We start from the raw sequence: 20,525 nt of genomic DNA, 5'->3' as shown, positions 1-20,525 counted from the left end.
GCGGTAGCCTGCGACGGCGATGACCTCGAACGACGCTCCCGCTCCCGGCCCAGGCGCCGTCCGCCGGCGTGCGCTGGGCCGGGGCCCGGGGGCCGTACGGGCCGAACCGGCCGAGCCCGACACCACGCCGGTGACGCCCGCCGGGGCGCCGGCTGGCAGGCCCGTCAAACGGTCGGCACCCGTAGGGCCGCACCCCACGTCTTCGACCCTGCTGGTGGCGTCGGAGCCCGGACCGGCGCCCGTATCCGTGTCAGAGCCGCAGGTGGCGGAGGACCCCGAAGCGCAGACCGGGGCGAAGGCGCGGGCCGGGAACCAGGTCGAGCCGTCGGCCGGAGGGGCGTCGCCCCGCTCCGAAGACCACACCGACGGCGTCTTCAAGGTGCGCCTCGCCAATTTCGAGGGCCCCTTCGACCTGCTCCTGCAGCTGATTTCCCAACACAAGATGGACGTCACCGAGGTGGCCCTGTCCAGGGTGACCGACGAGTTCATGGCGCACATCCGGGCCATGGGACCGGACTGGGACCTGGACCAGACGTCCGAGTTCCTGGTCGTGGCGGCCACCCTGCTGGACCTCAAAACAGCCCGGCTACTACCCGTCGCCGACGTGGAGGACGAGGCCGACCTGGCCCTGCTGGAGGCTCGGGACCTGTTGTTCGCGCGCCTGCTGCAGTACCGCGCGTACAAACAGATCGCGGACATCTTCAGCGAGCGCTTGGCGGAGGAGTCCCGCCGCCACCCCCGTACGGTCGGCCTGGAACCCGAACACGCCGAGCTGCTGCCCGAGGTCGTCATCAGTATCGGCCCCGAGGGCTTCGCCAGGTTGGCGGTCAAGGCGATGCAGCCCAAGCCGAAGCCGCAGGTGTACGTGGACCACATCCATGCACCGCTGGTCAGCGTCCGGGAGCAGGCGGGCATCGTGGTCGCCCGCCTCCGGGAGCTGGGTGAGGCCGGCTTCCGGACCCTGGTCGAGGACACCGACGACGTCCTCACCGTCGTGGCGCGGTTTCTCGCCCTGCTGGAGCTGTACCGCGAGAAGGCCGTCGCCCTGGAGCAGCAGACCCCGCTCGGGGAGCTGACCGTGCGCTGGACCGGCGGGGACGCGGAGGCGGCGCCGACGGTCACCGACGAGTTCGACCGGCCGCCCGAACGGCCCGCGGACCCCGGGGAGAAGACCAGCCCCGGGGCGGAGCGGAAGGAGGAGAGGAAGGCATGAGCGAGGAGACCGCAGAGCTCCCGGCGGAGCCACGAGGCACCGCCGGCCTTGCCCTGAAGCCAGCTCTGGAGGCGATGCTCATGGTCGTGGACGAGCCCGCGACCGAGGAACAATTGGCGAGGATGCTCGAACGGCCCAGGCGGTCCATCGCGGACGCGCTGCGCGAGCTGGCCGACGAGTACACCGTGCAGGGCCGTGGCTTCGAGCTGCGGTTCGTCGCAGGCGGCTGGCGCTTCTCCACCCGTGCCGCCTATGCGCCGGCCGTCGAGCGGCTGGTGCTGGACGGCCGGACGGCCCGGCTCACCCAGGCGGCGCTGGAAACCCTCGCGGTCGTCGCCTACCGTCAGCCGGTCAGCCGCAGCAGGGTTTCCGCGGTGCGCGGAGTCAACTGCGACGGCGTGATGCGCACCCTCCTCCAGCGCGGTCTGGTCGAGGAGGCGGGCACGGAACCCGAAACAGGTGCGATCCTGTATGGGACGACGGACTACTTCCTGGAGCGGATGGGCCTGCGTGGTCTGGACGAGCTTCCGGAGCTCGCGCCCTTCCTCCCCGAGGCGGAGGCGATCGAGGCCGAGACCCAGGAGGGAGTCCCGTCGTTCGACCCGGACGCGCCCGACGCGTCCGGCGGTCAGAACGCAGACGACTAAGACGGAAACCTTGATGCGAAGCAGCGGCAGCGGCAGGAACAGCGGACGCGGCAACCACCGCGGCGCCGGCAACAACAGGGACGAGCGGCAGGGGCAGGGCCGCCCCCGCAAGCCCCGCCCCGAGGAGCGCCGCTACGACGTGGGCCCCGGCGCCTCCCAGGACGGTCCCAAGTCCGGGCGCGGCGGCACGGCCCGTGGCGGCGCCAAGGGCGGTCCGAAGAAGGCACAGCAGCCCGGTCAGCGCGGCCGTACGGCGCCGGCACGTTCGCGTGAGTACGAGGCGCGGGCGGAGGAACGCAATCGGGAACGGTACGCGGGCAAGAAGGACGTCAAGCTGCCCAAGACCTTCCCGGGCGCCGAACAGGAGGGCGAACGGCTGCAGAAGGTCCTCGCGCGCGCGGGCTACGGCTCCAGGCGGGCCTGCGAGGAACTGATCGACCAGGCCCGGGTCGAGATCAACGGTGAGATCGTCACCGAGCAGGGCCGCCGGGTGGACCCGGAGAAGGACGAGGTCAAGGTCGACGGTCTGACGGTCGCGACGCAGTCGTACCAGTTCTTCTCATTGAACAAGCCCGCCGGTGTCGTCTCCACCATGGAGGACCCGGAGGGCCGTCAGTGCCTCGGCGACTACGTCACCAACCGTGAGACCCGTCTCTTCCACGTCGGTCGGCTCGACACCGAGACCGAGGGCGTCATCCTGCTCACCAACCATGGCGAGCTGGCCCACCGCCTCACCCACCCGAAGTACGGCGTGAAGAAGACCTACCTCGCGCACATCGTCGGCCCGATCCCCCGTGACCTGGGCAAGCAGCTGAAGGACGGCATCCAGCTGGAGGACGGCTACGCCCGCGCGGACCACTTCCGGGTCGTGGAGCAGACCGGCAAGAACTACCTGGTCGAGGTGACCCTGCACGAGGGGCGCAAGCACATCGTGCGGCGCATGCTGGCCGAGGCCGGCTTCCCCGTCGACAGGCTGGTGCGCACCGCCTTCGGCCCGATCACGCTCGGCGACCAGAAGTCGGGCTGGCTGCGCCGCCTGTCGAACACGGAGGTCGGCATGTTGATGCAGGAAGTCGACCTCTAGGACCCGGTCCAGGGAGAGCTGGGTGACGCTGGCCCCCGGTTCAGGGAGAGCTGGACGGCCCCGGCCCAGGAGGGCTGGACGCCGGATCTTGTGCGGAACACCCATCCCCTCTTATGGTCTTATTGACGATAAGGGGGGATGGGTGTCGTGACCGGTGACGACAAGCATGCCCATGAGCCGTTCGCGGTCACCGTCGCCCTCGCTGTGCTCACCGTCCGCGCCGGCACTCTGCACGTGCTGCTCGTGGAACGCGGCCAGGAGCCGTATGCCGGCCAGTGGGCGCTGCCCGGTGGCTTCCTGCTGCCCCGCGAGTCCGCCGAGACGGCCGCCCGGCGCGAGCTGGCTGAGGAAACCGGCCCCGCCGACGTCTTTGGGTTGCACCTGGAACAGCAGTGCGCCTACAGCGAACCGGGCCGGGACCCCCGGATGCGGGTCGTGTCCGTCGCCTTCACCGCGCTGCTGCCCGACCCTCCTGAACCGCGCGGCGGCGGCGATGCGGCCCGGACCCGCCGGCTGCCCTGGGGGACCGCCGGACCGCTCGCCTTCGACCACGACCGGATCCTGGCCGATGCCCGCGAGCGGATCGGCGCCCTGCCGGGGGACCAGTGTGTGTCGCCACCGCCTCCTGCCCGCCCGAGTTCACCCTCGATGAACTGCAGCAGGTCTACGAGACGGTGTGGGGGCAGGGCCCTGGACCGGCCCAACGTCCGCCGCAAGGTGCTCGCCACCCCCGGTTTCGTCGAACCCGTACCCGGTGCCGCCCGGCTGTCCGGAGGCCGGGGCAAGCCTGCCGCGCTCAACCGCCCGGGCCCTGCCACCAACCTGCACCCGCCCCTGCACCGGCCATCTCGGAAAGGACACCCCGCATGACCACGCGTCCGGCGAGCAAGCGCGCTGCCACCGGTTCCCTCCTCGGTCTCGCGCTCGGTGACGCCCTGGGCTTCCCGACCGAGTTCAACGACGTGCCGTCGATCCTCGCCAAGTGCGGCCCGTGGCGGGAGATGGAACTGCCCGCTCGCGCGTTCGTCTCCGACGACACGCAGATGACCCTCGCGCTCGGACGCGCGCTCCGGACGGCCATGGAGCGCGGATTCCTGGCGCCGGAGCGGCTGGAGCGTCCGCTGCGCGAGGAGTTCGTGGACTGGTACCGGTCGCCGGAGAACAACCGGGCCCCGGGCAACACCTGCCTGCGGGCGTGCAGTCTCCTCGTGAAGGAGGGGCTGCACTGGCAGGACGCCAGCCAGATCGGCTCCAAGGGGTGCGGTGCCAACATGCGCGTGGCCCCCCTCGGGCTCGTCCCCGCACTGAGCGACGAACAACGCTCCGGGGCCGCCCAGTTGCAGTCCGCGCTCACGCACGGTCACCCCACCGCTCTGGCCGCCTCCGACCTCACCGCCCGGGCCGTCCACCTGCTGGCCCAAGGCGTCGATCCGGCGGGGCTGGTCGACGCCCTGCGCTCGTACGCGCTTCAGAACCGCACCCGCTACCACCACGCCTGGCTCGGCGATCTGTGGACCCGCTCCCAGGACCCCGGCCCCGAGCATTTCATCGCGCGCGGCTGGGACGAGTGCCTGGCGATCCTGCACCGCCTCCAGGAGGCCGCGCGGACCGTCTCGCCGGAGGCCGACCCGTGCCTGGCCACCGGCGAGGGCTGGATCGCCGAGGAGGCGTTCGCCACCGGGCTGCTGTGCTTCCTGCTCTTTCCGGACGAGCCCGTCACCGCCCTGCGCCGGGCCGCATGCTCGGCCGGTGACTCCGACTCCGTCGCCTGCCTCACCGGGGCCTTCGCGGGCGCCTGGCTGGGCGCGGACGCCTGGCCAGCCGAGTGGGCCGAGCGCATCGAGCACCGGGGCGACCTGTTGGAGCTGGGGGCGCTCTGGGACGCTTAGGACCGTGATCGACGACCTCGACCTGACCCCTGTGGTCGCGCAACAGCCCCACCCGCTGCTGTTCGCGACCGTCTCCGGAGCCCACCTCTACGGCTTCCCCTCGCAGGACTCGGACGTGGACCTGCGAGGCGTCCATCTGCTGCCCGCGGCCGACCTCGTCGGGCTGCGCGAGCCGGAAGAAACCCGGTCGCGGGCCTGGGTGCGGTACGGCGTGGAACTGGACCTCGTCACGCACGACCTGCGCAAGTTCGTCCGGTTGATGCTCCGCCGCAACGGATACGTACTGGAGCAGTTGCTCTCACCGCTCGTCGTGCACACCGGTGACGCGCACCGGGAGCTGGCCGCCCTGGCCCCCGGCGTCCTCACCAGCCACCACGCCCACCACTACCGGGGATTCGCGGTGACGCAGTGGCGGCTGTACGAGAAGACGCGTGAACTCAAGCCGCTGCTCTACACATTCCGGGTGCTGCTCACCGGAATCCACCTGATGCGCAGCGGTGAGGTCCAGGCGCATCTGCCCACGCTGCTCGGCCTGGTGGACGGGCCCGGGTACCTACCCGAGTTGGTGGCCGCCAAGGCGGAGCGCGAACACGGCACCGCCGAGATCGACCCCGTACGTGTGGAGGCCGACGTGGAGCGTCTGCACGCCGTGCTCGACGAGGCGCAGGGCGCTTCAGCCCTGCCCGATGCACCCAGCGCCTACGACGCCCTGCACGACCTGGTGGTCAGGCTCCGTCTGACGGGCTGAGGCCTGCCGCACCCGGAACAGGAAGTCGGCCACGCGGGCGTGGTCCGGCTGCGGCGGCAGCGGGGTGCTCCGCAGAGCCTGCTCGGCCCCGGCGGCCAGTCGGACCATCCAGGCCTCGGCCTCCGCCCACGGTACCTCGCCCCGTTTCACCGCCAGCAACCGCTCACGCCGGTCGCCCACGTCGATCCGCAGTTCGCCGGTGCGCAGCAGGTCGCGGGCGCTCACCAGGAGGCGCAGCACATGCATCGCGTGCTTCCAACGCGGAACGCCGGTCGAACGGATGGCAGCGTCCAGCTTGCGGCGCTGGCTGAGGGCGTAGCGGGTGAAGGTGCCGTAGACCTGCTGGGACAGGAAGGCACTGCGCAGGGAGAGCAGTTCGCGGCCGGTGTCGTCCACACGCTCCACCAGCGGGGAGTGCAGGCACTCCAGGATGTTCGGGTTGCTGCGCAGGGCCAGCTCGCAGAACCGCTCCAGCTCCCAGGAGAACTGTTCCTCGCCCGGCCCCTCCACATGTGCCGGCGGTTTCTCGAACCGCCAGAACAGGACTGTGGGGGCGAGGAATACCCCCCGCCGGTCGGTGTCACTGCTGTCCGTGGCCAGGCCGAAGGCCCGGGAACCCATGACGCAGGAGTAGATCGTGTGGTCGCGTACCAGGTGCGCAGGGTTCACGGGGGCCTCGGGCTGCTGCATGCCCGGAGCGTACGCGGCCCCGCGCGCCGGGCGGATCGGTTTTCCGTCCGCCCTCGTCTCAGCGACCGGGCGTCGCGCGCCCGTTCCGTGCGGGCTGATTAGGCTGGACGGACCAACAGCACACACGCATGTCAGCGAGGAGCAGCGCCGTGGCGGTACGAGCGGTCCGAGGGGCCGTCCAACTGGAGCAGGACGAGGCCGGGCACATGGACGAACAGGTCGGGGCCCTGCTCACCGCCATGATGGAACGGAACCGGCTGACCACCGATGATCTGATCAGCATCTGGTTCACCGCTACCCCCGACCTGCACAGTGACTTCCCGGCCGCCGCCGCCCGCAAGCTCGGCATCGTTGACGTACCCCTGATCTGCGCCCAGGAACTGGACATCGAGGGCGCGATGCCCCGGGTCGTGCGGGTCCTCGCGCACATCGAGTCGGACCGACCCCGCGCCGACATCACCCATGTCTACCTCGGTGCTGCGGCCACCCTGCGCAAGGACATCGCCCAGTGAGAACCGCACTCGTCATCGGAACCGGCCTCATCGGCACCTCCGTCGGCCTGGCGCTCGCCCAACGCGGCATCACCGTGTACCTCGCCGACCACGACCCCGAGCAGGCCCGTACGGCCGCCGCACTGGGCGCCGGCATCGACGAGGCCCCCGAGGGCCCGGTCGACCTGGCGATCGTGGCCGCGCCGCCCGCGCACGTGGCCGGGGTGCTCGCCGACGCCATGCACCGGGGCGCGGCCCGCGGCTACCTGGACGTCGCCAGCGTCAAGGGCGGTCCGCGCCGCGCACTTCAGTCGCTCGGCCTGGACCTCACGGCCTACCTCGGCACGCACCCCATGTCCGGCCGTGAGCGGTCCGGTCCGTTGGCCGCGACCGCCGACCTCTTCGAGGGCCGCCCCTGGGTGCTCACTCCGACCCGGGACACCGACACCGAGGTGCTGAACCTCGCCCTGGAACTGGTCTCGCACTGCCGTGCCGTACCCGTCGTGATGGAAGCCGACGCACACGACCGGGCCGTCGCTCTCGTCTCCCACATGCCCCACCTGGTGTCCAGCATGGTCGCCGCGCGCCTGGAACACGCGGAGGAAGCAGCCGTACGGTTGTGCGGGCAGGGCATCCGGGACGTGACCCGGATCGCCGCCTCCGACCCGCGCATGTGGATCGACATCCTGTCCGCGAACCCTGGCCCGGTCGCCGACCTGCTGTCCGACGTCGCCGCGGATCTGGACGAGACCGTGCAGGCGCTGCGCTCCCTGCAGTCCTCCGACGAGGCCGAGCGGTGCGCCGGCACCGCAGGCATCGAGGATGTGCTGCGCCGCGGGAACGCGGGCCAGGTGCGGGTACCCGGCAAGCACGGCAGCGCGCCGCGGGTCTACCAGGTCGTGGCGGTGCTGATCGACGACCAGCCGGGCCAGCTGGCCCGGATCTTCGCCGACGCGGGACAGGCCGGGGTGAACATCGAGGACGTACGCATCGAGCACGCGACGGGACAGCAGGCCGGTCTGGTCCAGCTCATGGTGGAGCCGAAGGCGGCGGGGGTGCTGAGCACGGCGCTGCGGGACCGGGGGTGGGCGCTGCGGCAGTAGCCCCGGGCAGTGCGTGCGTCCGGACGAGTGACCCGTACCCAGTAACCTTGTGCGGGGCGCTCTCGCTCCCCGCACCCCGCCCCACCGCACCAGGAAGGTGTCCCCCCGTGGAAAACGGCGCCGCCCCGACCGCCAAGCCCGTGATCGTCGCGATCGACGGTCCCTCCGGCACGGGCAAGTCGAGCACGTCGAAGGCCGTGGCCGCGCAGCTCGGCCTGAGCTATCTGGACACCGGTGCCCAGTACCGGGCCATCACCTGGTGGATGGTGACCCACAGCATCGACCTGGAGGACCCCACCGCCATCGCCGCCGTCGCTGGCAAACCGGAGATCATCTCCGGTACCGATCCGGCCGCCCCGACCATCATGGTCGACGGTGTCGACGTGGCCGGCCCGATCCGCACCCAGGAGGTCACCTCCAAGGTCAGTGCCGTCAGCGCGGTTCCCGAGGTGCGCGCCCGGATCACCGAGCTCCAGCGTTCACTGGCCGCCGCTGCGGAGAAGGGCATCGTGGTCGAGGGCCGGGACATCGGCACCACCGTCCTCCCGGACGCCGATCTGAAGGTCTTCCTGACCGCCTCGCCGGAGGCCCGCGCGGCCCGCCGCAGTGGTGAGCTGAAGGGCGTCGACGTCCACACCACCCGCGAGGCCCTCATCAAGCGGGACGCGGCCGACTCCAGCCGCAAGACCTCACCGCTCGCCAAGGCCGCTGACGCGGTCGAGGTGGACACCACCGATCTCACCCTCGCCCAGGTCATCGAGTGCGTCGTCACCCTGGTCGAGGAGAAGCGGGCCGGAAAGTGAGCCTCTGGGGCCGCGGGCAGGAAGGCCTCCCCTCAGAGCGCGGAGCCGAGGTCGGGCGGCGCATCGGTGTCGGCCTGATGTACGGATTGTGGAAGCCGCGCGTGCTCGGTGCCTGGAAGGTGCCCGCCACCGGCCCGGTGATCTTCGCGGTGAACCACTCCCACAACATCGACGGCCCGATGGTCATGGGCGTGGCGCCCCGGCCGACGCACTTCCTGATCAAGAAGGAGGCCTTCGTCGGCCCCCTGGCCACCTTCCTGACCGGCATCGGCCAGCTGAAGGTGGATCGCGCTTCCGCCGACCGGACCGCGATCACGCAGGCGCTCGGTGTCCTGGCGGCCGGGGGAACGCTGGGCATCTTCCCGGAGGGCACCCGGGGTGAGGGCGACTTCGCCTCGCTGCGCGCCGGTCTCGCCTACTTCGCCGTCCGCGGCGGGGCACCGATCGTGCCCGTCGCCGTGCTGGGAAGCACTGTGGAGCGAGGACGGCTGATCAAGGCACTGCCTCCGCTGCGCTCGCGCGTCGACGTCGTCTTCGGTGACCCCTTCGAGGCGGGCGACGGCAGCGGGCGGCGCACGCGCAGGGCATTGGACGAGGCGACCGAGCGCATCCAGAAGCAGCTCGCCAGCCACCTGGAAGACGCCAGGCGCCTGACCGGGCGCTAGGCGACACTTGAGTAGTGGATCAGCCCGCCGGGGCAGGCCCACCGATCACCACGATGAACGACGAGGTACGGACTTCATGAACGACGACATCCAGCCCGACGGCTCGACCGAGCACGAGTACGAGCACGGGGCCCTCGGCGACGCCGAGTACGCGGAGTTCGTGGAGCTCGCCGCGGAAGAGGGCTTCGACGTCGAGGACGTCGAGGGCGCCATCGAGGCGGCGGGTCACGGTCCGCTGCCCGTGCTCGCTGTCGTCGGCCGCCCCAATGTCGGCAAGTCGACCCTGGTGAACCGGATCATCGGCCGCCGCGAGGCAGTCGTGGAGGACCGTCCGGGCGTCACCCGCGACCGGGTCACCTACGAGGCTGAATGGGCCGGGCGCCGCTTCAAGGTGGTCGACACCGGCGGCTGGGAGCAGGACGTCCTTGGTATCGACGCCTCGGTGGCCGCACAGGCCGAGTACGCGATCGAGGCGGCCGACGCGGTCGTCTTCGTGGTGGACGCCAAGGTCGGTGCGACCGACACCGACGAGGCGGTCGTCCGGTTGCTTCGCAAGGCCGGCAAGCCGGTCGTGCTGTGCGCCAACAAGGTCGACGGGCCGAGCGGCGAGGCCGACGCGGCCTACCTGTGGAGCCTGGGTCTCGGCGAACCCCATCCGGTCTCCGCGCTGCACGGCCGCGGCACCGGAGACATGCTCGACGCCGTCCTGGAGGTCCTGCCGACCGCCCCCGTGCAGTCCTTCGGCACGGCTGTCGGTGGCCCGCGCCGTGTCGCGCTCATCGGCCGTCCCAACGTCGGCAAGTCCTCGCTGCTGAACAAGGTCGCCGGCGAGGAGCGCGTCGTCGTCAACGAGCTGGCGGGCACCACCCGCGACCCGGTGGACGAGATGATCGAACTGGGCGGCAGGACCTGGAAGTTCGTGGACACGGCCGGTATCCGCAAGCGCGTCCACCTGCAGCAGGGTGCCGACTACTACGCCTCCCTGCGTACGGCCGCCGCCGTGGAGAAGGCGGAGGTCGCGGTCGTTCTGATCGACGCCTCCGAGAACATCTCCGTGCAGGACCAGCGGATCATCACCATGGCCGTGGAGGCGGGCCGCGCGATGGTCATCGCCTACAACAAGTGGGACACCCTGGACGAGGAGCGCCGCTACTACCTGGATCGGGAGATCGAGACCGAACTGGGCCAGGTGGCGTGGGCCCCGCGGGTGAACGTCTCGGCCCGCACCGGCCGGCACATGGAGAAGCTGGTACCGGCCATCGAGACCGCCCTCGCGGGCTGGGAGACCCGGGTGCCGACCGGCCGGCTGAACGCCTTCCTCGGCGAGCTCGTCTCGGCTCACCCGCACCCTGTCCGGGGTGGCAAGCAGCCGCGCATCCTGTTCGGCACCCAAGCCGGTACCAAGCCGCCGCGGTTCGTGCTCTTCGCCTCCGGCTTCATCGAGGCGGGTTACCGCCGCTTCGTCGAGCGCCGCCTGCGTGAGGAGTTCGGCTTCGAGGGCACCCCGATCCACATCTCGGTGCGGGTGCGCGAGAAGCGCGGTGCGAAGAAGAAGTAACGACCGTAGGACACGAGGGGCGGCTCGCCCAGGGGACACCGTTGGGAAAAGGTGTCCCCTGGGCGAGCCGCCCCTCGTGGGTCACCGGCCCTGGCGCGGCCCCGGCGGCAGGGCTGCCGGCGCGTAGTGCGTTCCGGTGTCCTGCTGCCGCCCGAGCGTGCCGACCCGCTGCCACTGCGACTGCTGGCGCGCGCTGTACGCGCCGGCGCTGTAGGCGCTGTACGAGCTGCTGAACGACCCCGTCCGGTGACTTCCGTACGGGGTCGTGCCGTCCGGGATGGTCCCGAAGGCGCTGAACCTCAACTCCTCCTCGCCGCTGCGGTCGCCCGGCAGCGTGCGGAAGGTCTTGACCCACTCCGCGTAGAGCGTGTCGTAGATCGGCGTGGCCGACGGACCGCCGATCCCCTCCGGTGTCGTCCGGGCGGACGGTACGGGGGTGAAGGAGGACCGGCGGGGAGGTGTGTCGTATGTGTGCACGTATGTCCAAACGACGGCGCCTTTGAAGAGATACGGCACGCAGTGTGGCTCCCCGCCCCGCGACCGGCTCTCAGGTGCCGGCGAGCGGCAGTGCCGCCGCGACCAACTGTCCGTTCGCCGCTGCCTTGTCGAGGGACTCCCGCAGCAGGTCCTCCCGCGGCTGCCGACCGATTGATCCCACCGGAGCGGCGAACATGAGTACCTGCTGGTGCTTGTTGGCCGCGGCCCGCCAGCTGTCGGTGACCTGCAACGGCTGGTGGGCCTGCCACCAGGCCACCTGCTGCCCGCCGTCCGGGCCCGGCTGGAGCACTGCGTGCAGTTGGCCCACGGCCAGCAGGACGGACCAACCGTGCAGCACCGGCGGCACGGAGGCCAGCTCGGACGCGGGCATGAAGCCCTGTTCGATCAGCAGTGGAAGGAAGTCGTCGCCGCCCCCGGTGGTGCCCGGGCGCGCGATCGGCGTGGTCGGTTCGACGACGAGAGCGGGGTGCAACTCACCTTCGATCAGGATGAGTCCGCTGGTCACGCCGAGCACTGCCTGGTCGGGCACGGCCTTCTGCGGCTCGCTGGCGGCGATGTCGGGGGCGTTGCCGCCGATGGACCGGACGGCCCCCTGCAACTGCTCCTCGGTGACCTGGACGACCTGCGAGGGCAGGCAGCCTGCGTGGGCGAAGGCGAGGACGGCCGTCTCGTCCCCGACGAACAGAACGGTGCTGGTGTGCTCCTGCTCGGAGTCGCCCGGTGTGCGGCAGGACGTGCAGTCGTAACTGCCCGGGGCGTTCTCTCCGGCGAGCAGCCGGTCGGCTTCTTCGTCGCCGATCTCGGCGCGTACGGCGTCACTGACGTCGAGCATGCGCGGCACGGGTGGCTCCCTCGGGATGTGGTGCTGGGTCGGCCGGGTGGCTCCCGGCCGATGAGCCCCGGTTCCGGGCTCATGAAGGAGACAACGGACGTGCTGTGGTGGGAGTCACGCTCCACGGGGAACCGGTTCGAATCAACCGTCGCACATGGTCACCGTCCGTGTGGAATTGGACACTTGCCGTCAACTTGCTGCACCATCAAGGAACTTGACGACGTGAAGTGGGTCACAAGCCGCCCCCTGTGATGGTCAACAAATGGGGAAATGAGGGAATAAATCGGGTGTCTGGAAATCGCCGATACTCGCGGTAACGGTCAACTGGCCTCGAACGACAGGGACTTGGTTGATTACCGCCGCTCATCCTCCCTACATTCCTCCGCCGTGTGCAACGAGCACCGCTCGGGTACGTCCGCCGGCCGGCACTGGCAGAGCACGATCGCCGACACCGGCCGCGGTGGACGGGGCGGGCGCGAGGAACCGCGGTCCTGCGCGGTGAGGCGTGTTCCGTCCGGGGGAGCCCGGGTTTGCGGAGAGGGAATTACATGTCCGAGTGTGCCGATACCACCCGCAGCACCGCCCGTCGCGACAGCGCCCGCACGGTCCGTACGACGGCCGCCCTCGCCGGAGCCGCCCTGCTGGCCCCGCTGGGGCTGCTGGCCGCCACCGGCGACGCCGCCGCGGCGGACAACGGAGTGTGGGACCGCATCGCCCGGTGCGAGAGCGGCGGCAACTGGCACATCAACACCGGCAACGGCTACTACGGCGGGCTTCAGTTCTCCGCCGGTACCTGGCGTGCGTACGGCGGCACCGCCTATGCCCCGACGGCCGACCGGGCCTCCCGGAGCGCGCAGATCACCGTCGCTGCCAAGGTCCAGCGGGCCCAGGGCTGGGGTGCCTGGCCGGTCTGCTCGGCTCGCGCCGGAGCCGTTGGGTCCGCTCCGGCGACCGCTTCTGGTACCGCCTCCCGGACCCGTGCGGCGAGCGGGCACGCCCCGGCGACCACATCCGGCACGGCCTCCCGGAGTCGTGCGACCACCGGCACCGCTCCGGCCAAGCCGGCGGAGCGGACCACGGGTCACCCGGGCCGCAGCGCCTCCCCGGGCCACTACACCGTCCGCGAGGGCGACACCCTGAGCACCATCGCCGCCCGGCACGGGACCACCTGGCAGCGGATCTACGCCGCCAACAGGACCGTCATCGGCGGTGACCCGAATCTGATCCTGCCCGGCCAGCGCCTGACCGTCTGAGCGCCGCCCGGCACGGGGCAGCCGCTGTTCCTTCGCGGGCAGCGGCTGCCCGCATCCGCTGGCAGACCCGGTTGCTCGCGCCGCGGCGCCCGACCGGTGCACTCCGGACGATGCGGGTGCCGTCTGTTGAATCCATGAAATTCTCATGTGATGGAAGTTTCCGCAGGAGTGTGCGGATTCGCAGGACCAATCACGCCCCGGACCCGGGTCGCGCTGTGGTTGCATTATTCCGGGCAATTCGAGGAGACGCTGGGGCCCGCGTGAATTCTGTTCGATTACTCCGGTGGTTCGAACGGAAACCCCCATACGTGTGACGGAGTTCGGCTGAAACGGGGGCCGGGCGGCTGTGACAGAAGTGTGACCGGAACAGGATGCGGTTCTTACCCGGCCGTGCGGGTTCCGTATCCGTCGGACGGGGCCTAGCGTGGCCGTATGGCACCGATTCCCACTCCGCCGGCGGAGCCCCAGGACAGCCCGGAAGGGTACGTCGGCCTCCAAGCCGCCGACGCCGAGCGGCTCGCTCAGCAGCGGGGGTGGCAGGTGGTGCGGTCGCTGCCGCCGGGTGCGGTCATCACCATGGAATACCGGGTGGGGCGACTGAACTTCGAGGTGCGGGGCGGCCGGGTGGCCCGCGCCTGGAAGGGCTGAACGGTCCCCGGTGGGATGTGCCCGGATGGCCGCAGGCCCCTCTCCCGGACAAGGGACCGGGGCCTGCGGCCATACTGCGGGGCGGTGGTGCGTACCGGTCCCCGGTGCCGTTTCCGCTCTCAGCCGCCTGCCAGGGGGCGGGCCGGCTGCGAGGTGCCGCGCGGGTGGCGGTCGGCGTGCGGTGGGCGACGGCTTCCCGCCGGGGTGACCGGGGTGCGTTCCGAACGGGTCGTGTGCGGTCCGGGGGCCAGGTGTGCCAGGCCGCGGGAGGCGCGCGTCGAAGAAACCGGCTCGCGCACCGGAGCCGACGGCTCCGGTGCCGGGTGCTCGGCTTGTGTGGGACGCGGTCGGAGCGCCACGGGTGTGACCGGGGCGACTGGTTCGGGAACGGGCCGGGTGCGCCGGGCGCGGCGGCGGTCGCGCAGCTCGAAGAGCCACACCTCCGTCTTGGCGATCAGCGGCTCGAACCAGGGGAGCGCGAGCAGGATCAGCAGGCCCGCGGCCCAGCCCAGTAGCACGTCGCTGAGCCAGTGCGTACCGAGGTAGACGGTGGTGAGCCCGACACCGAGGGAGGTGACCGCCGACAGCGCCGAAAGCCAGCGGCGCGCTCTCGGGGTGGAGGCCAGATAGGCCAGGATTCCCCAGGTCACCACGGCGTTGGCGGTGTGGCCGCTGGGGAATATATCGCCGCCCAGTCCCATCTCGTTGGAGCCGATCAGGGTCGCGTAGTGCGGGCCGAGCCGTCCCATCCCGATCTTGGCGGAGCCGACCGTGACGTTCAGTAGCAGCAGCGAGGTGCCGAGGGTCAGCAGCGGGCGGAGGGTGTGCTGCCGCCAGGAGCGCCAGCCGAGCCAGGCCGCGACCATCACGGCGGTGGGGCCGCGCTGGCCCAGGACCACGTAGTAGTCGAGGAGGGCGTGCACCTGCGGCCACTGTTGGTAGGGCCGGAAGAACATGACCTGCCAGTCCAGCCGGACCAGCCAGGAGGTGGTCGCCACGGCCCACACGATCGCCAGGTAGAAAGCCAGGGTCGCCGAGAACAGAACGACCCGGTGCCGGCTCATCCGCGGCACATCGATGTGGGCCGGTCGTTCCGGCTCACGATCCAGCCTGGCGAACACCCGGTCTAGACGCCGGGTGACGTTTCGTTCGGTACGCACCCAATCGACGTTACAGCGAGTGAGCTGTGTTCCCGGTCGAAACAGCGGCTTTGTGATGACGATGTGATGTGGGAAACCTCTCAAGGGTGGTCGCAATTCCAGGGATTCTGTAATCCCACCAGGTTGCTCCCGGCAATTCCATTGATCGTGCCGGGTGTTGTTTATGTGGCGCTTATGGCTGCGTTAACCCCATCCTCGGGTGGAATTCTCCGCGGTGTCACCGATCGCCCAAAGTTGATCATGGAGGGCCGGAGCCGTTCAGCCAGAACGCCCCGTAGAGGGCCGATACGACCGCCAGTCCGGCCGTCAGCGACACGGATCGGGACGTCCGCAGCCGGGCCAGCGCGCACGCGAGCGGCAGGAGTACCGGGAAGGCAGGCAGCAGCAACCGGGGCTTGGAGCCGAAGTAGCTCGACGCACCCAGGGCGAGGGCGAGCACGACACCCGTGTACACCAGCAGTTCGACGGGCTGACGCTGGCGTATGCCGGTCAGGTACCACCAGATCAACAGGACGACCCCGGTGACCAGGCCGATGCCGGCGAGGACGGATGGGAACGACGTGAACTCGCCGGCCACGAAGCGGGCGAAGGCGTATCCGCCGTCGAAACCGTTACGCCATCCGGCCTGTACGTCCAGGTAGCCGAACGGGCCCCCACCGGTGCGGCGGCCGACCCAGAGGACGTAACCGGCGGCCCCGAGCGGAGCCAGGAGCATGCCGAGGGCGCGGTGCCGGGCGGGGGCGCGCGGCGTGTGCCGGAGGCTTCGCTCCCGCACGAACCCGACCGCACCGGCCACCCACACCGCCGCGACCACCGCCGCGCCGACCGGTCGGGTGAGTCCCGCCAGCGCAGCCAGCACTCCGGCGCTCACCCACCGTCCGGTCAGCACCGCGTACAGCGACCAGGCTGCCAGCGCCGTGAACAGCGATTCGCTGTACGCCATCGACTGCACGACGCCGACCGGCAGCACCGCCCAGAGGAGTACGGCGCAGGCGCCCACCCGACCCCCGTAAAGAGGCCCGTACACATGGTCGGCAACCGCGAAGACGCCTGCCGCCGCCGTCAGTGAGGCGACCAGGGAGACGGCGAAACCGGCGTCCGCGTACGACAGCGGCGTGACCGTGTGCAGCAGCCGCTCCAGCCACGGCAGCAGCGGGAAGAACGCCAGATCGGAGTGGACGTCCCCGTTGGGCAGCCGCACCTCGTATCCGTAACCCAGCTCGGCGACCCGCGCGTACCACAGTGAGTCCCAACGCGCGGTCAACAAGGTGTACGCGTCCTTGCCGCGCGCGGCGCTCCACACCACCAGCGCGGCCAGCCCCAGGGCGCGGACCGCCGCGTAGCCCAGAAGGGCCGGGGCCGCCCGGCGCAGCAGTGCGGGTCGAGGTGGGGCCACCCGTGTTTCAAGATCGGTCACGGTGTCGATTATCGACGGGAAGGGGAACCGGACCGACTGCCGGGTCGTGGGTCAAGAGAAGGAGACGTGGTGTACGCCACATGGGTTCCGTCGCGTGTGTGAGAGGTCCGCCACGTGTCCGTGCGACGAACTCGCGTACGCTGGCGAGTCACCCGCGTGGCTTTGCGCGGGCCGGAGACACCGCTCCTCTCCGGCCGTGCGACGGGGAGTCCCCACCCCGTCGGCCCGCCCCCACGCGAGGGAGCGTCTGGGAGGTACGTACATGTCCGGGACGACCGTGGCCGCCCTACGGCCGCGCCCTCGGGGGGCCGAGGCCGGTGCCAACCGATGGATCGTCCTCGTCGTCCTCTGCGTCAGCCTGCTGCTCGTCGCACTCGACGCGACCGTGCTGCACGTGGCGGTGCCCGCCGTCACGGAGGACCTCAGGCCCGGCGCCGTGGAACTGCTCTGGATCGTCGACGTCTACCCGCTGGTCTGCGCATCGCTGCTGATCCTCTTCGGCACCCTGGGTGACCGCGTCGGCCGCAGACGGATCCTGCTGCTGGGCTACGCACTGTTCGGGGTCGCCTCCGTCATGGCCGCCTTCGCGCGGACCGCCGAGACGCTGATCCTCGCCCGCGCACTGCTCGGTGTCGGCGGCGCCATGATCATGCCCGCGACCCTGTCCATCCTCCGCCAGGTCTTCCCCGACCGGCGTGAACGCGCGCTCGCCATCGGTGTGTGGAGCGCCGTCGCCGCCGTAGGGGCCGCGGTCGGGCCGCTGCTCGGTGGCTTCCTGCTGGAGCACTTCTGGTGGGGCGCGGTCTTCCTGGTCAACATTCCGTTGATGCTGGTCAGCCTGCCGGTGGGCCGGATTCTGCTGCCCGAGTCCCGGGGGGATCGCAACGGGCCCTGGGACATCACCGGCGCCCTGATGGCGGCCGGCGGGCTCTTCGGCGTCGTCTACGGGGTGAAGCGGCTGGGCGGTGGAGAACCGGCGGTGAGCCCCTTCACCGTGCTGCCACTGGCGGTCGGGGCGGTCCTCCTCTTCTTCTTCGTGCGCCGGCAGCGCCGGCTCCCGCATCCGCTGGTGGACCTGCGGATGTTCCGCCGGCCCGCGTTCAGCACCTCTGTGGGCTGCATCGTGCTGGCGATGCTCGCGCTGGTCGGCCTGGAGCTGATCGCCGCCCAGTATCTGCAGCTGGTGCTCGGCCTCTCGCCCCTGGAGACCGGCCTGAGGCTGCTGCCCTTGACCATCGCGGCGATGGCTGCGGGCCTGGCGGGCGCGCGGATGCTGCGCCGCTTCGGGCCGCGCCGCATGGTGTGCTTCGGCTTCTGCCTGACGGCGGCCGCGGTGCTGACCCTGACCGCGATGGGCGGCACCGACAACGCGAAGCTCCTGCTGACCGGCTTCGTGCTGCTGGGCTTCGGCCTGGAGACCACGCTCTTCGGCGCATACGAGTCGATGCTCAGCGAGGCCCCGGCGGACCAGTCCGGCGGGGCGGCGGCGATCGGCGAGACGTCGTACCAGCTCGGCGCCGGCATCGGCATCGCCCTGCTCGGCAGCGTGATGAACGCGGCCTACGCGCCTGGGCTGCGGTCGGTGCCCGGCGTTGCACAGCCCGCCTCGGACGCCGCGGGCCACTCGCTGGGTGAGGCCTACGAGGTGGCCGGGCGGCTCGGCGGCTCCGCGGGGGCCGCGCTGCGCCGGGCGGCTCGGGACTCCTTCGTGCACGGGCTGCACGTGACGCTGCTGGTGAGTGCGGGTCTGCTCCTGCTGGGCGCGGTGATGGCACTTCGGCTGCCGTGGGCCATGCAGTGTGCCGAGGAGAACCCCGGGGTGGGCCCTGGGGTGGGCGTCGAGATGAGCACCGAGGCGGGCATCGGAGTGAGCGCTGAGGCGAGCATCGACAGGGGCGCCGAGGAAGGGGCCGAGGACGGTGCCGAGGTGGAGCTGCCCGCGCCGCGCGAGGCGGCGGCCGGAAAGCCGTGGGTCTCCGCCTGACCTCGATGGCCCCTGGACGTGCGGGACACCGCACCGTAACGTCGGCTGCGGAATTGTAACTAGCGCTGCTAGTTTTTGGCCCCGTCAGTGTGCCCACGCCCCGGAGGGTGTTCCATGTCCGCGTCCGCGAAGCTGCCCCCGTTCGATGCCGCCGACCCGCTCGGGATCGACGACCTGCTGGAGCCGGAGGACCTGGCCATCCGGGACACCGTGCGTGGCTGGGCGGCCGACCGCGTGCTGCCGTACGTCGCCGACTGGTATGAGAAGGGTGAGCTGCCCGGTATCCGGGACCTCGCGCGCGAACTCGGCGGCATCGGCGCCCTCGGCATGTCACTGACCGGGTACGGCTGCGTGGGTGCGTCCGCCGTGCAGTACGGACTGGCGTGTCTGGAGCTGGAGGCGGCCGACTCGGGCATCCGGTCCCTGGTCTCGGTGCAGGGCTCTCTCGCCATGTACGCGATCCACCGGTTCGGCAGCGAGGAGCAGAAACAGGAGTGGCTGCCCCGCATGGCCGCCGGCGAAGTGATCGGTTGCTTCGGACTGACCGAGCCTGACCATGGCTCCGACCCCGCCTCCATGCGCACCCACGCCAAGCGCGACGGCGACGACTGGGTTCTCAACGGTCGCAAGATGTGGATCACCAACGGGTCCGTCGCCGGGGTGGCCGTCGTCTGGGCGCAGACCGGGGAAGGCATCCGCGGCTTCGTCGTCCCCACCGCCAGCCCCGGTTTCTCGGCGCCGGAGATCAAGCACAAGTGGTCCCTGCGGGCCTCCGTCACCAGCGAACTCATCCTTGACGACGTGCGCCTGCCCGCCACCGCGGTGCTCCCGGGGGGTGCCGGACTGCGCGGACCGCTCAGCTGCCTCTCGCACGCCCGCTATGGCATCGTCTGGGGCGCGATGGGCGCGGCGCGCAGCAGCTTCGAGGCGGCCGTGGAGTATGCGCGGACCCGGGAGCAGTTCGGACGGCCCATCGGCGGCTTCCAGCTCACCCAGGCCAAGCTCGCCGACATGGCGGTCGAACTGCACAAGGGAATTCTGCTCGCTCACCACCTGGGGCGGCGGATGGACGCCGGTCGCCTGCGTCCCGAGCAGGTCAGCTTCGGCAAACTCAACAACGTCCGGGAGGCCATCGAGATCTGCCGCACGGCGCGGACGATCCTCGGTGCCAACGGCATCTCCCTGGAATACCCCGTGATGCGGCACGCGACCAACCTGGAGTCGGTGCTCACCTACGAGGGCACCGTCGAGATGCACCAGCTCGTGCTGGGCAAGGCGCTCACCGGGCTCGATGCGTTCCGGTGAGCCCCCGGTGAGGCGGGGCCGGTGGGCGGCCCCGCCTCAGCTCTGGTTGAAGAAGCCGTCCGAGCGGTGCGCGGACGCCTCACCGCTGACGATCTCCGTGTCGGCCGGGGTGAGCAGGAACACGCGGTTGGACACCCGGTCGATGGAGCCGCGCAGCCCGAAGATGAGCCCCGCCGCGAAGTCCACGACGCGCTTGGCGTCGGCGGGCTCCATCGCGGTGAGGTTCATGATGACCGGGACGCCGTCCCGGAACAGCTCGCCGATGGCGCGGGCGTCCCGGAAACTGTCCGGGGCGACCGTGCCGATCCGGCGCCCCTTCTCCTCGGCCGTGTCCGAGGCCACCCTCACCCGCGGGTCCGTGACCCAGGCGTCCCCGGACTCGGTGCCCTCGGAGTAGTCGTCGTCGTAGTAGCGCTCGTCATCGTTGTCGTCGACGAGGCCGAGCCACGCACTCGCCTTGCGTACCGATCCCATGGACGCCTCCTCTCACAGCGGTTTTCTTGCGTTCCGCATCCCTATGGTCATCCATGATGCGGA

At 70.9% G+C, this 20,525-nt stretch carries 20 protein-coding genes and 1 pseudogene; 15 read left to right on the top strand and 6 right to left on the bottom strand.

Annotated features, from left to right (window positions below):
• The first annotated feature begins 19 nt into the window (after positions 1–19).
• The 6 genes and pseudogenes from LK06_RS05690 (at position 20) to LK06_RS05665 (ending at position 5,581) form a co-directional block, all read left to right on the top strand.
• Positions 20–1,213, top strand: a complete 1,194-nt coding sequence (locus LK06_RS05690) for a segregation and condensation protein A (RefSeq protein ID WP_053049810.1) — start codon at positions 20–22, stop codon at positions 1,211–1,213.
• Complete coding sequence (gene scpB / locus LK06_RS05685; RefSeq protein WP_039651658.1) at positions 1,210–1,860, top strand: SMC-Scp complex subunit ScpB; 651 nt, start codon at positions 1,210–1,212, stop codon at positions 1,858–1,860. The genes LK06_RS05690 and scpB overlap by 4 nt, the downstream gene beginning before the upstream one ends.
• Positions 1,861–1,873: 13 nt before the next feature.
• Complete coding sequence (locus LK06_RS05680) at positions 1,874–2,944, top strand: pseudouridine synthase (protein WP_039651659.1); 1,071 nt, start codon at positions 1,874–1,876, stop codon at positions 2,942–2,944.
• A 138-nt stretch (positions 2,945–3,082) separates the two neighbouring features.
• A pseudogene (locus tag LK06_RS05675) lies at positions 3,083–3,814 on the top strand (NUDIX hydrolase).
• Positions 3,811–4,833, top strand: a complete 1,023-nt coding sequence (locus tag LK06_RS05670; protein ID WP_043433190.1) for an ADP-ribosylglycohydrolase family protein — start codon at positions 3,811–3,813, stop codon at positions 4,831–4,833. Before LK06_RS05675 ends, LK06_RS05670 begins: the two are co-directional and overlap by 4 nt.
• Positions 4,834–4,837: 4 nt before the next feature.
• A complete protein-coding gene (locus LK06_RS05665) occupies positions 4,838–5,581 on the top strand; it encodes a nucleotidyltransferase domain-containing protein (RefSeq protein ID WP_039651662.1) in 744 nt (247 codons plus the stop codon).
• Here LK06_RS05665 and LK06_RS05660 read toward each other — a convergent pair.
• Positions 5,507–6,271 (bottom strand): nucleotidyltransferase domain-containing protein, encoded by a 765-nt coding sequence (locus LK06_RS05660; RefSeq protein WP_043409112.1) that lies wholly within the window; start codon positions 6,269–6,271, stop codon positions 5,507–5,509. The genes LK06_RS05665 and LK06_RS05660 overlap by 75 nt on opposite strands.
• Positions 6,272–6,420: 149 nt before the next feature.
• On the opposite strand from LK06_RS05660, the gene aroH reads away from it, so the two are divergent.
• The 5 genes from aroH (at position 6,421) to der (ending at position 10,891) form a co-directional block, all read left to right on the top strand.
• The gene (aroH, locus tag LK06_RS05655; RefSeq protein ID WP_039651665.1) at positions 6,421–6,783 is read left to right on the top strand and encodes a chorismate mutase; all 363 of its coding nucleotides are present in this window, start codon (positions 6,421–6,423) and stop codon (positions 6,781–6,783) included.
• Complete coding sequence (locus LK06_RS05650; RefSeq protein ID WP_039651667.1) at positions 6,780–7,865, top strand: prephenate dehydrogenase; 1,086 nt, start codon at positions 6,780–6,782, stop codon at positions 7,863–7,865. Before aroH ends, LK06_RS05650 begins: the two co-directional genes overlap by 4 nt.
• A gap of 107 nt (positions 7,866–7,972) precedes the next feature.
• Entirely contained in the window at positions 7,973–8,668 is a 696-nt protein-coding gene (cmk, locus tag LK06_RS05645) for a (d)CMP kinase (RefSeq protein ID WP_039651668.1), read from the top strand.
• Positions 8,626–9,333 (top strand): lysophospholipid acyltransferase family protein, encoded by a 708-nt coding sequence (locus LK06_RS05640; protein WP_374208072.1) that lies wholly within the window; start codon positions 8,626–8,628, stop codon positions 9,331–9,333. Before cmk ends, LK06_RS05640 begins: the two co-directional genes overlap by 43 nt.
• Positions 9,334–9,409: 76 nt before the next feature.
• Positions 9,410–10,891: a ribosome biogenesis GTPase Der gene (der, locus tag LK06_RS05635; RefSeq protein WP_039651672.1), complete on the top strand. Its 1,482-nt coding sequence runs from the start codon at positions 9,410–9,412 to the stop codon at positions 10,889–10,891.
• A gap of 81 nt (positions 10,892–10,972) precedes the next feature.
• On the opposite strand, the gene LK06_RS05630 is transcribed toward der, so the two are convergent.
• Together LK06_RS05630 and LK06_RS05625 are read right to left on the bottom strand one after the other, a co-directional pair.
• Positions 10,973–11,368 (bottom strand): hypothetical protein, encoded by a 396-nt coding sequence (locus tag LK06_RS05630; protein ID WP_039651772.1) that lies wholly within the window; start codon positions 11,366–11,368, stop codon positions 10,973–10,975.
• A gap of 70 nt (positions 11,369–11,438) precedes the next feature.
• Positions 11,439–12,230 (bottom strand): hypothetical protein, encoded by a 792-nt coding sequence (locus tag LK06_RS05625; RefSeq protein WP_039651673.1) that lies wholly within the window; start codon positions 12,228–12,230, stop codon positions 11,439–11,441.
• 539 nt (positions 12,231–12,769) lie between these two features.
• On the opposite strand from LK06_RS05625, the gene LK06_RS05620 reads away from it, so the two are divergent.
• Positions 12,770–13,474 carry a transglycosylase family protein gene (locus LK06_RS05620; protein WP_039651675.1) on the top strand — a complete coding sequence of 235 codons (705 nt, stop codon included), beginning with the start codon at positions 12,770–12,772 and terminating at the stop codon, positions 13,472–13,474.
• A 432-nt stretch (positions 13,475–13,906) separates the two neighbouring features.
• Positions 13,907–14,122, top strand: a complete 216-nt coding sequence (locus LK06_RS05615; protein WP_039651676.1) for an I78 family peptidase inhibitor — start codon at positions 13,907–13,909, stop codon at positions 14,120–14,122.
• Between the two features lie 119 nt (positions 14,123–14,241).
• Here the strand turns inward: LK06_RS05615 and LK06_RS05610 are convergent, their stop codons facing one another.
• Positions 14,242–15,282 (bottom strand): phosphatase PAP2 family protein, encoded by a 1,041-nt coding sequence (locus LK06_RS05610; RefSeq protein WP_039651678.1) that lies wholly within the window; start codon positions 15,280–15,282, stop codon positions 14,242–14,244.
• A gap of 238 nt (positions 15,283–15,520) precedes the next feature.
• Entirely contained in the window at positions 15,521–16,699 is a 1,179-nt protein-coding gene (locus LK06_RS05605) for a mannosyltransferase family protein (RefSeq protein ID WP_039651679.1), read from the bottom strand.
• A 262-nt stretch (positions 16,700–16,961) separates the two neighbouring features.
• Here LK06_RS05605 and LK06_RS05595 point away from each other — a divergent pair, with 262 nt between their 5' ends.
• Positions 16,962–18,683: an MFS transporter gene (locus LK06_RS05595; protein ID WP_043433193.1), complete on the top strand. Its 1,722-nt coding sequence runs from the start codon at positions 16,962–16,964 to the stop codon at positions 18,681–18,683.
• 114 nt (positions 18,684–18,797) lie between these two features.
• Positions 18,798–19,988, top strand: coding sequence for an acyl-CoA dehydrogenase family protein (locus LK06_RS05590; protein WP_043433197.1), 1,191 nt, complete (start codon positions 18,798–18,800; stop codon positions 19,986–19,988).
• Between the two features lie 36 nt (positions 19,989–20,024).
• Here LK06_RS05590 and LK06_RS05585 read toward each other — a convergent pair whose 3' ends face one another.
• A complete protein-coding gene (locus tag LK06_RS05585; RefSeq protein ID WP_039651684.1) occupies positions 20,025–20,462 on the bottom strand; it encodes a cell division protein SepF in 438 nt (145 codons plus the stop codon).
• Positions 20,463–20,525: the final 63 nt, after the last annotated feature.

This window comes from Streptomyces pluripotens, from assembly GCF_000802245.2.
Classification (GTDB): Bacteria; Actinomycetota; Actinomycetes; order Streptomycetales; family Streptomycetaceae; genus Streptomyces; species Streptomyces pluripotens.
Note: the sequence above shows the minus strand (reverse complement) of the source record. Positions and strands in the feature narration are given on the sequence as shown.

Coding starts and splice junctions, on each gene's coding strand:
- LK06_RS05690 (WP_053049810.1), top strand. CDS start 20: ATGACCTCGAACGACGCTCCCGCTCCCGGCCCAGGCGCCGTCCGCCGG.
- LK06_RS05620 (WP_039651675.1), top strand. CDS start 12,770: ATGTCCGAGTGTGCCGATACCACCCGCAGCACCGCCCGTCGCGACAGC.
- LK06_RS05615 (WP_039651676.1), top strand. CDS start 13,907: ATGGCACCGATTCCCACTCCGCCGGCGGAGCCCCAGGACAGCCCGGAA.
- scpB (WP_039651658.1), top strand. CDS start 1,210: ATGAGCGAGGAGACCGCAGAGCTCCCGGCGGAGCCACGAGGCACCGCC.
- LK06_RS05660 (WP_043409112.1), bottom strand. CDS start 6,271: ATGCAGCAGCCCGAGGCCCCCGTGAACCCTGCGCACCTGGTACGCGAC.
- LK06_RS05680 (WP_039651659.1), top strand. CDS start 1,874: ATGCGAAGCAGCGGCAGCGGCAGGAACAGCGGACGCGGCAACCACCGC.
- der (WP_039651672.1), top strand. CDS start 9,410: ATGAACGACGACATCCAGCCCGACGGCTCGACCGAGCACGAGTACGAG.
- LK06_RS05595 (WP_043433193.1), top strand. CDS start 16,962: ATGTCCGGGACGACCGTGGCCGCCCTACGGCCGCGCCCTCGGGGGGCC.
- LK06_RS05670 (WP_043433190.1), top strand. CDS start 3,811: ATGACCACGCGTCCGGCGAGCAAGCGCGCTGCCACCGGTTCCCTCCTC.
- LK06_RS05585 (WP_039651684.1), bottom strand. CDS start 20,462: ATGGGATCGGTACGCAAGGCGAGTGCGTGGCTCGGCCTCGTCGACGAC.
- LK06_RS05590 (WP_043433197.1), top strand. CDS start 18,798: ATGTCCGCGTCCGCGAAGCTGCCCCCGTTCGATGCCGCCGACCCGCTC.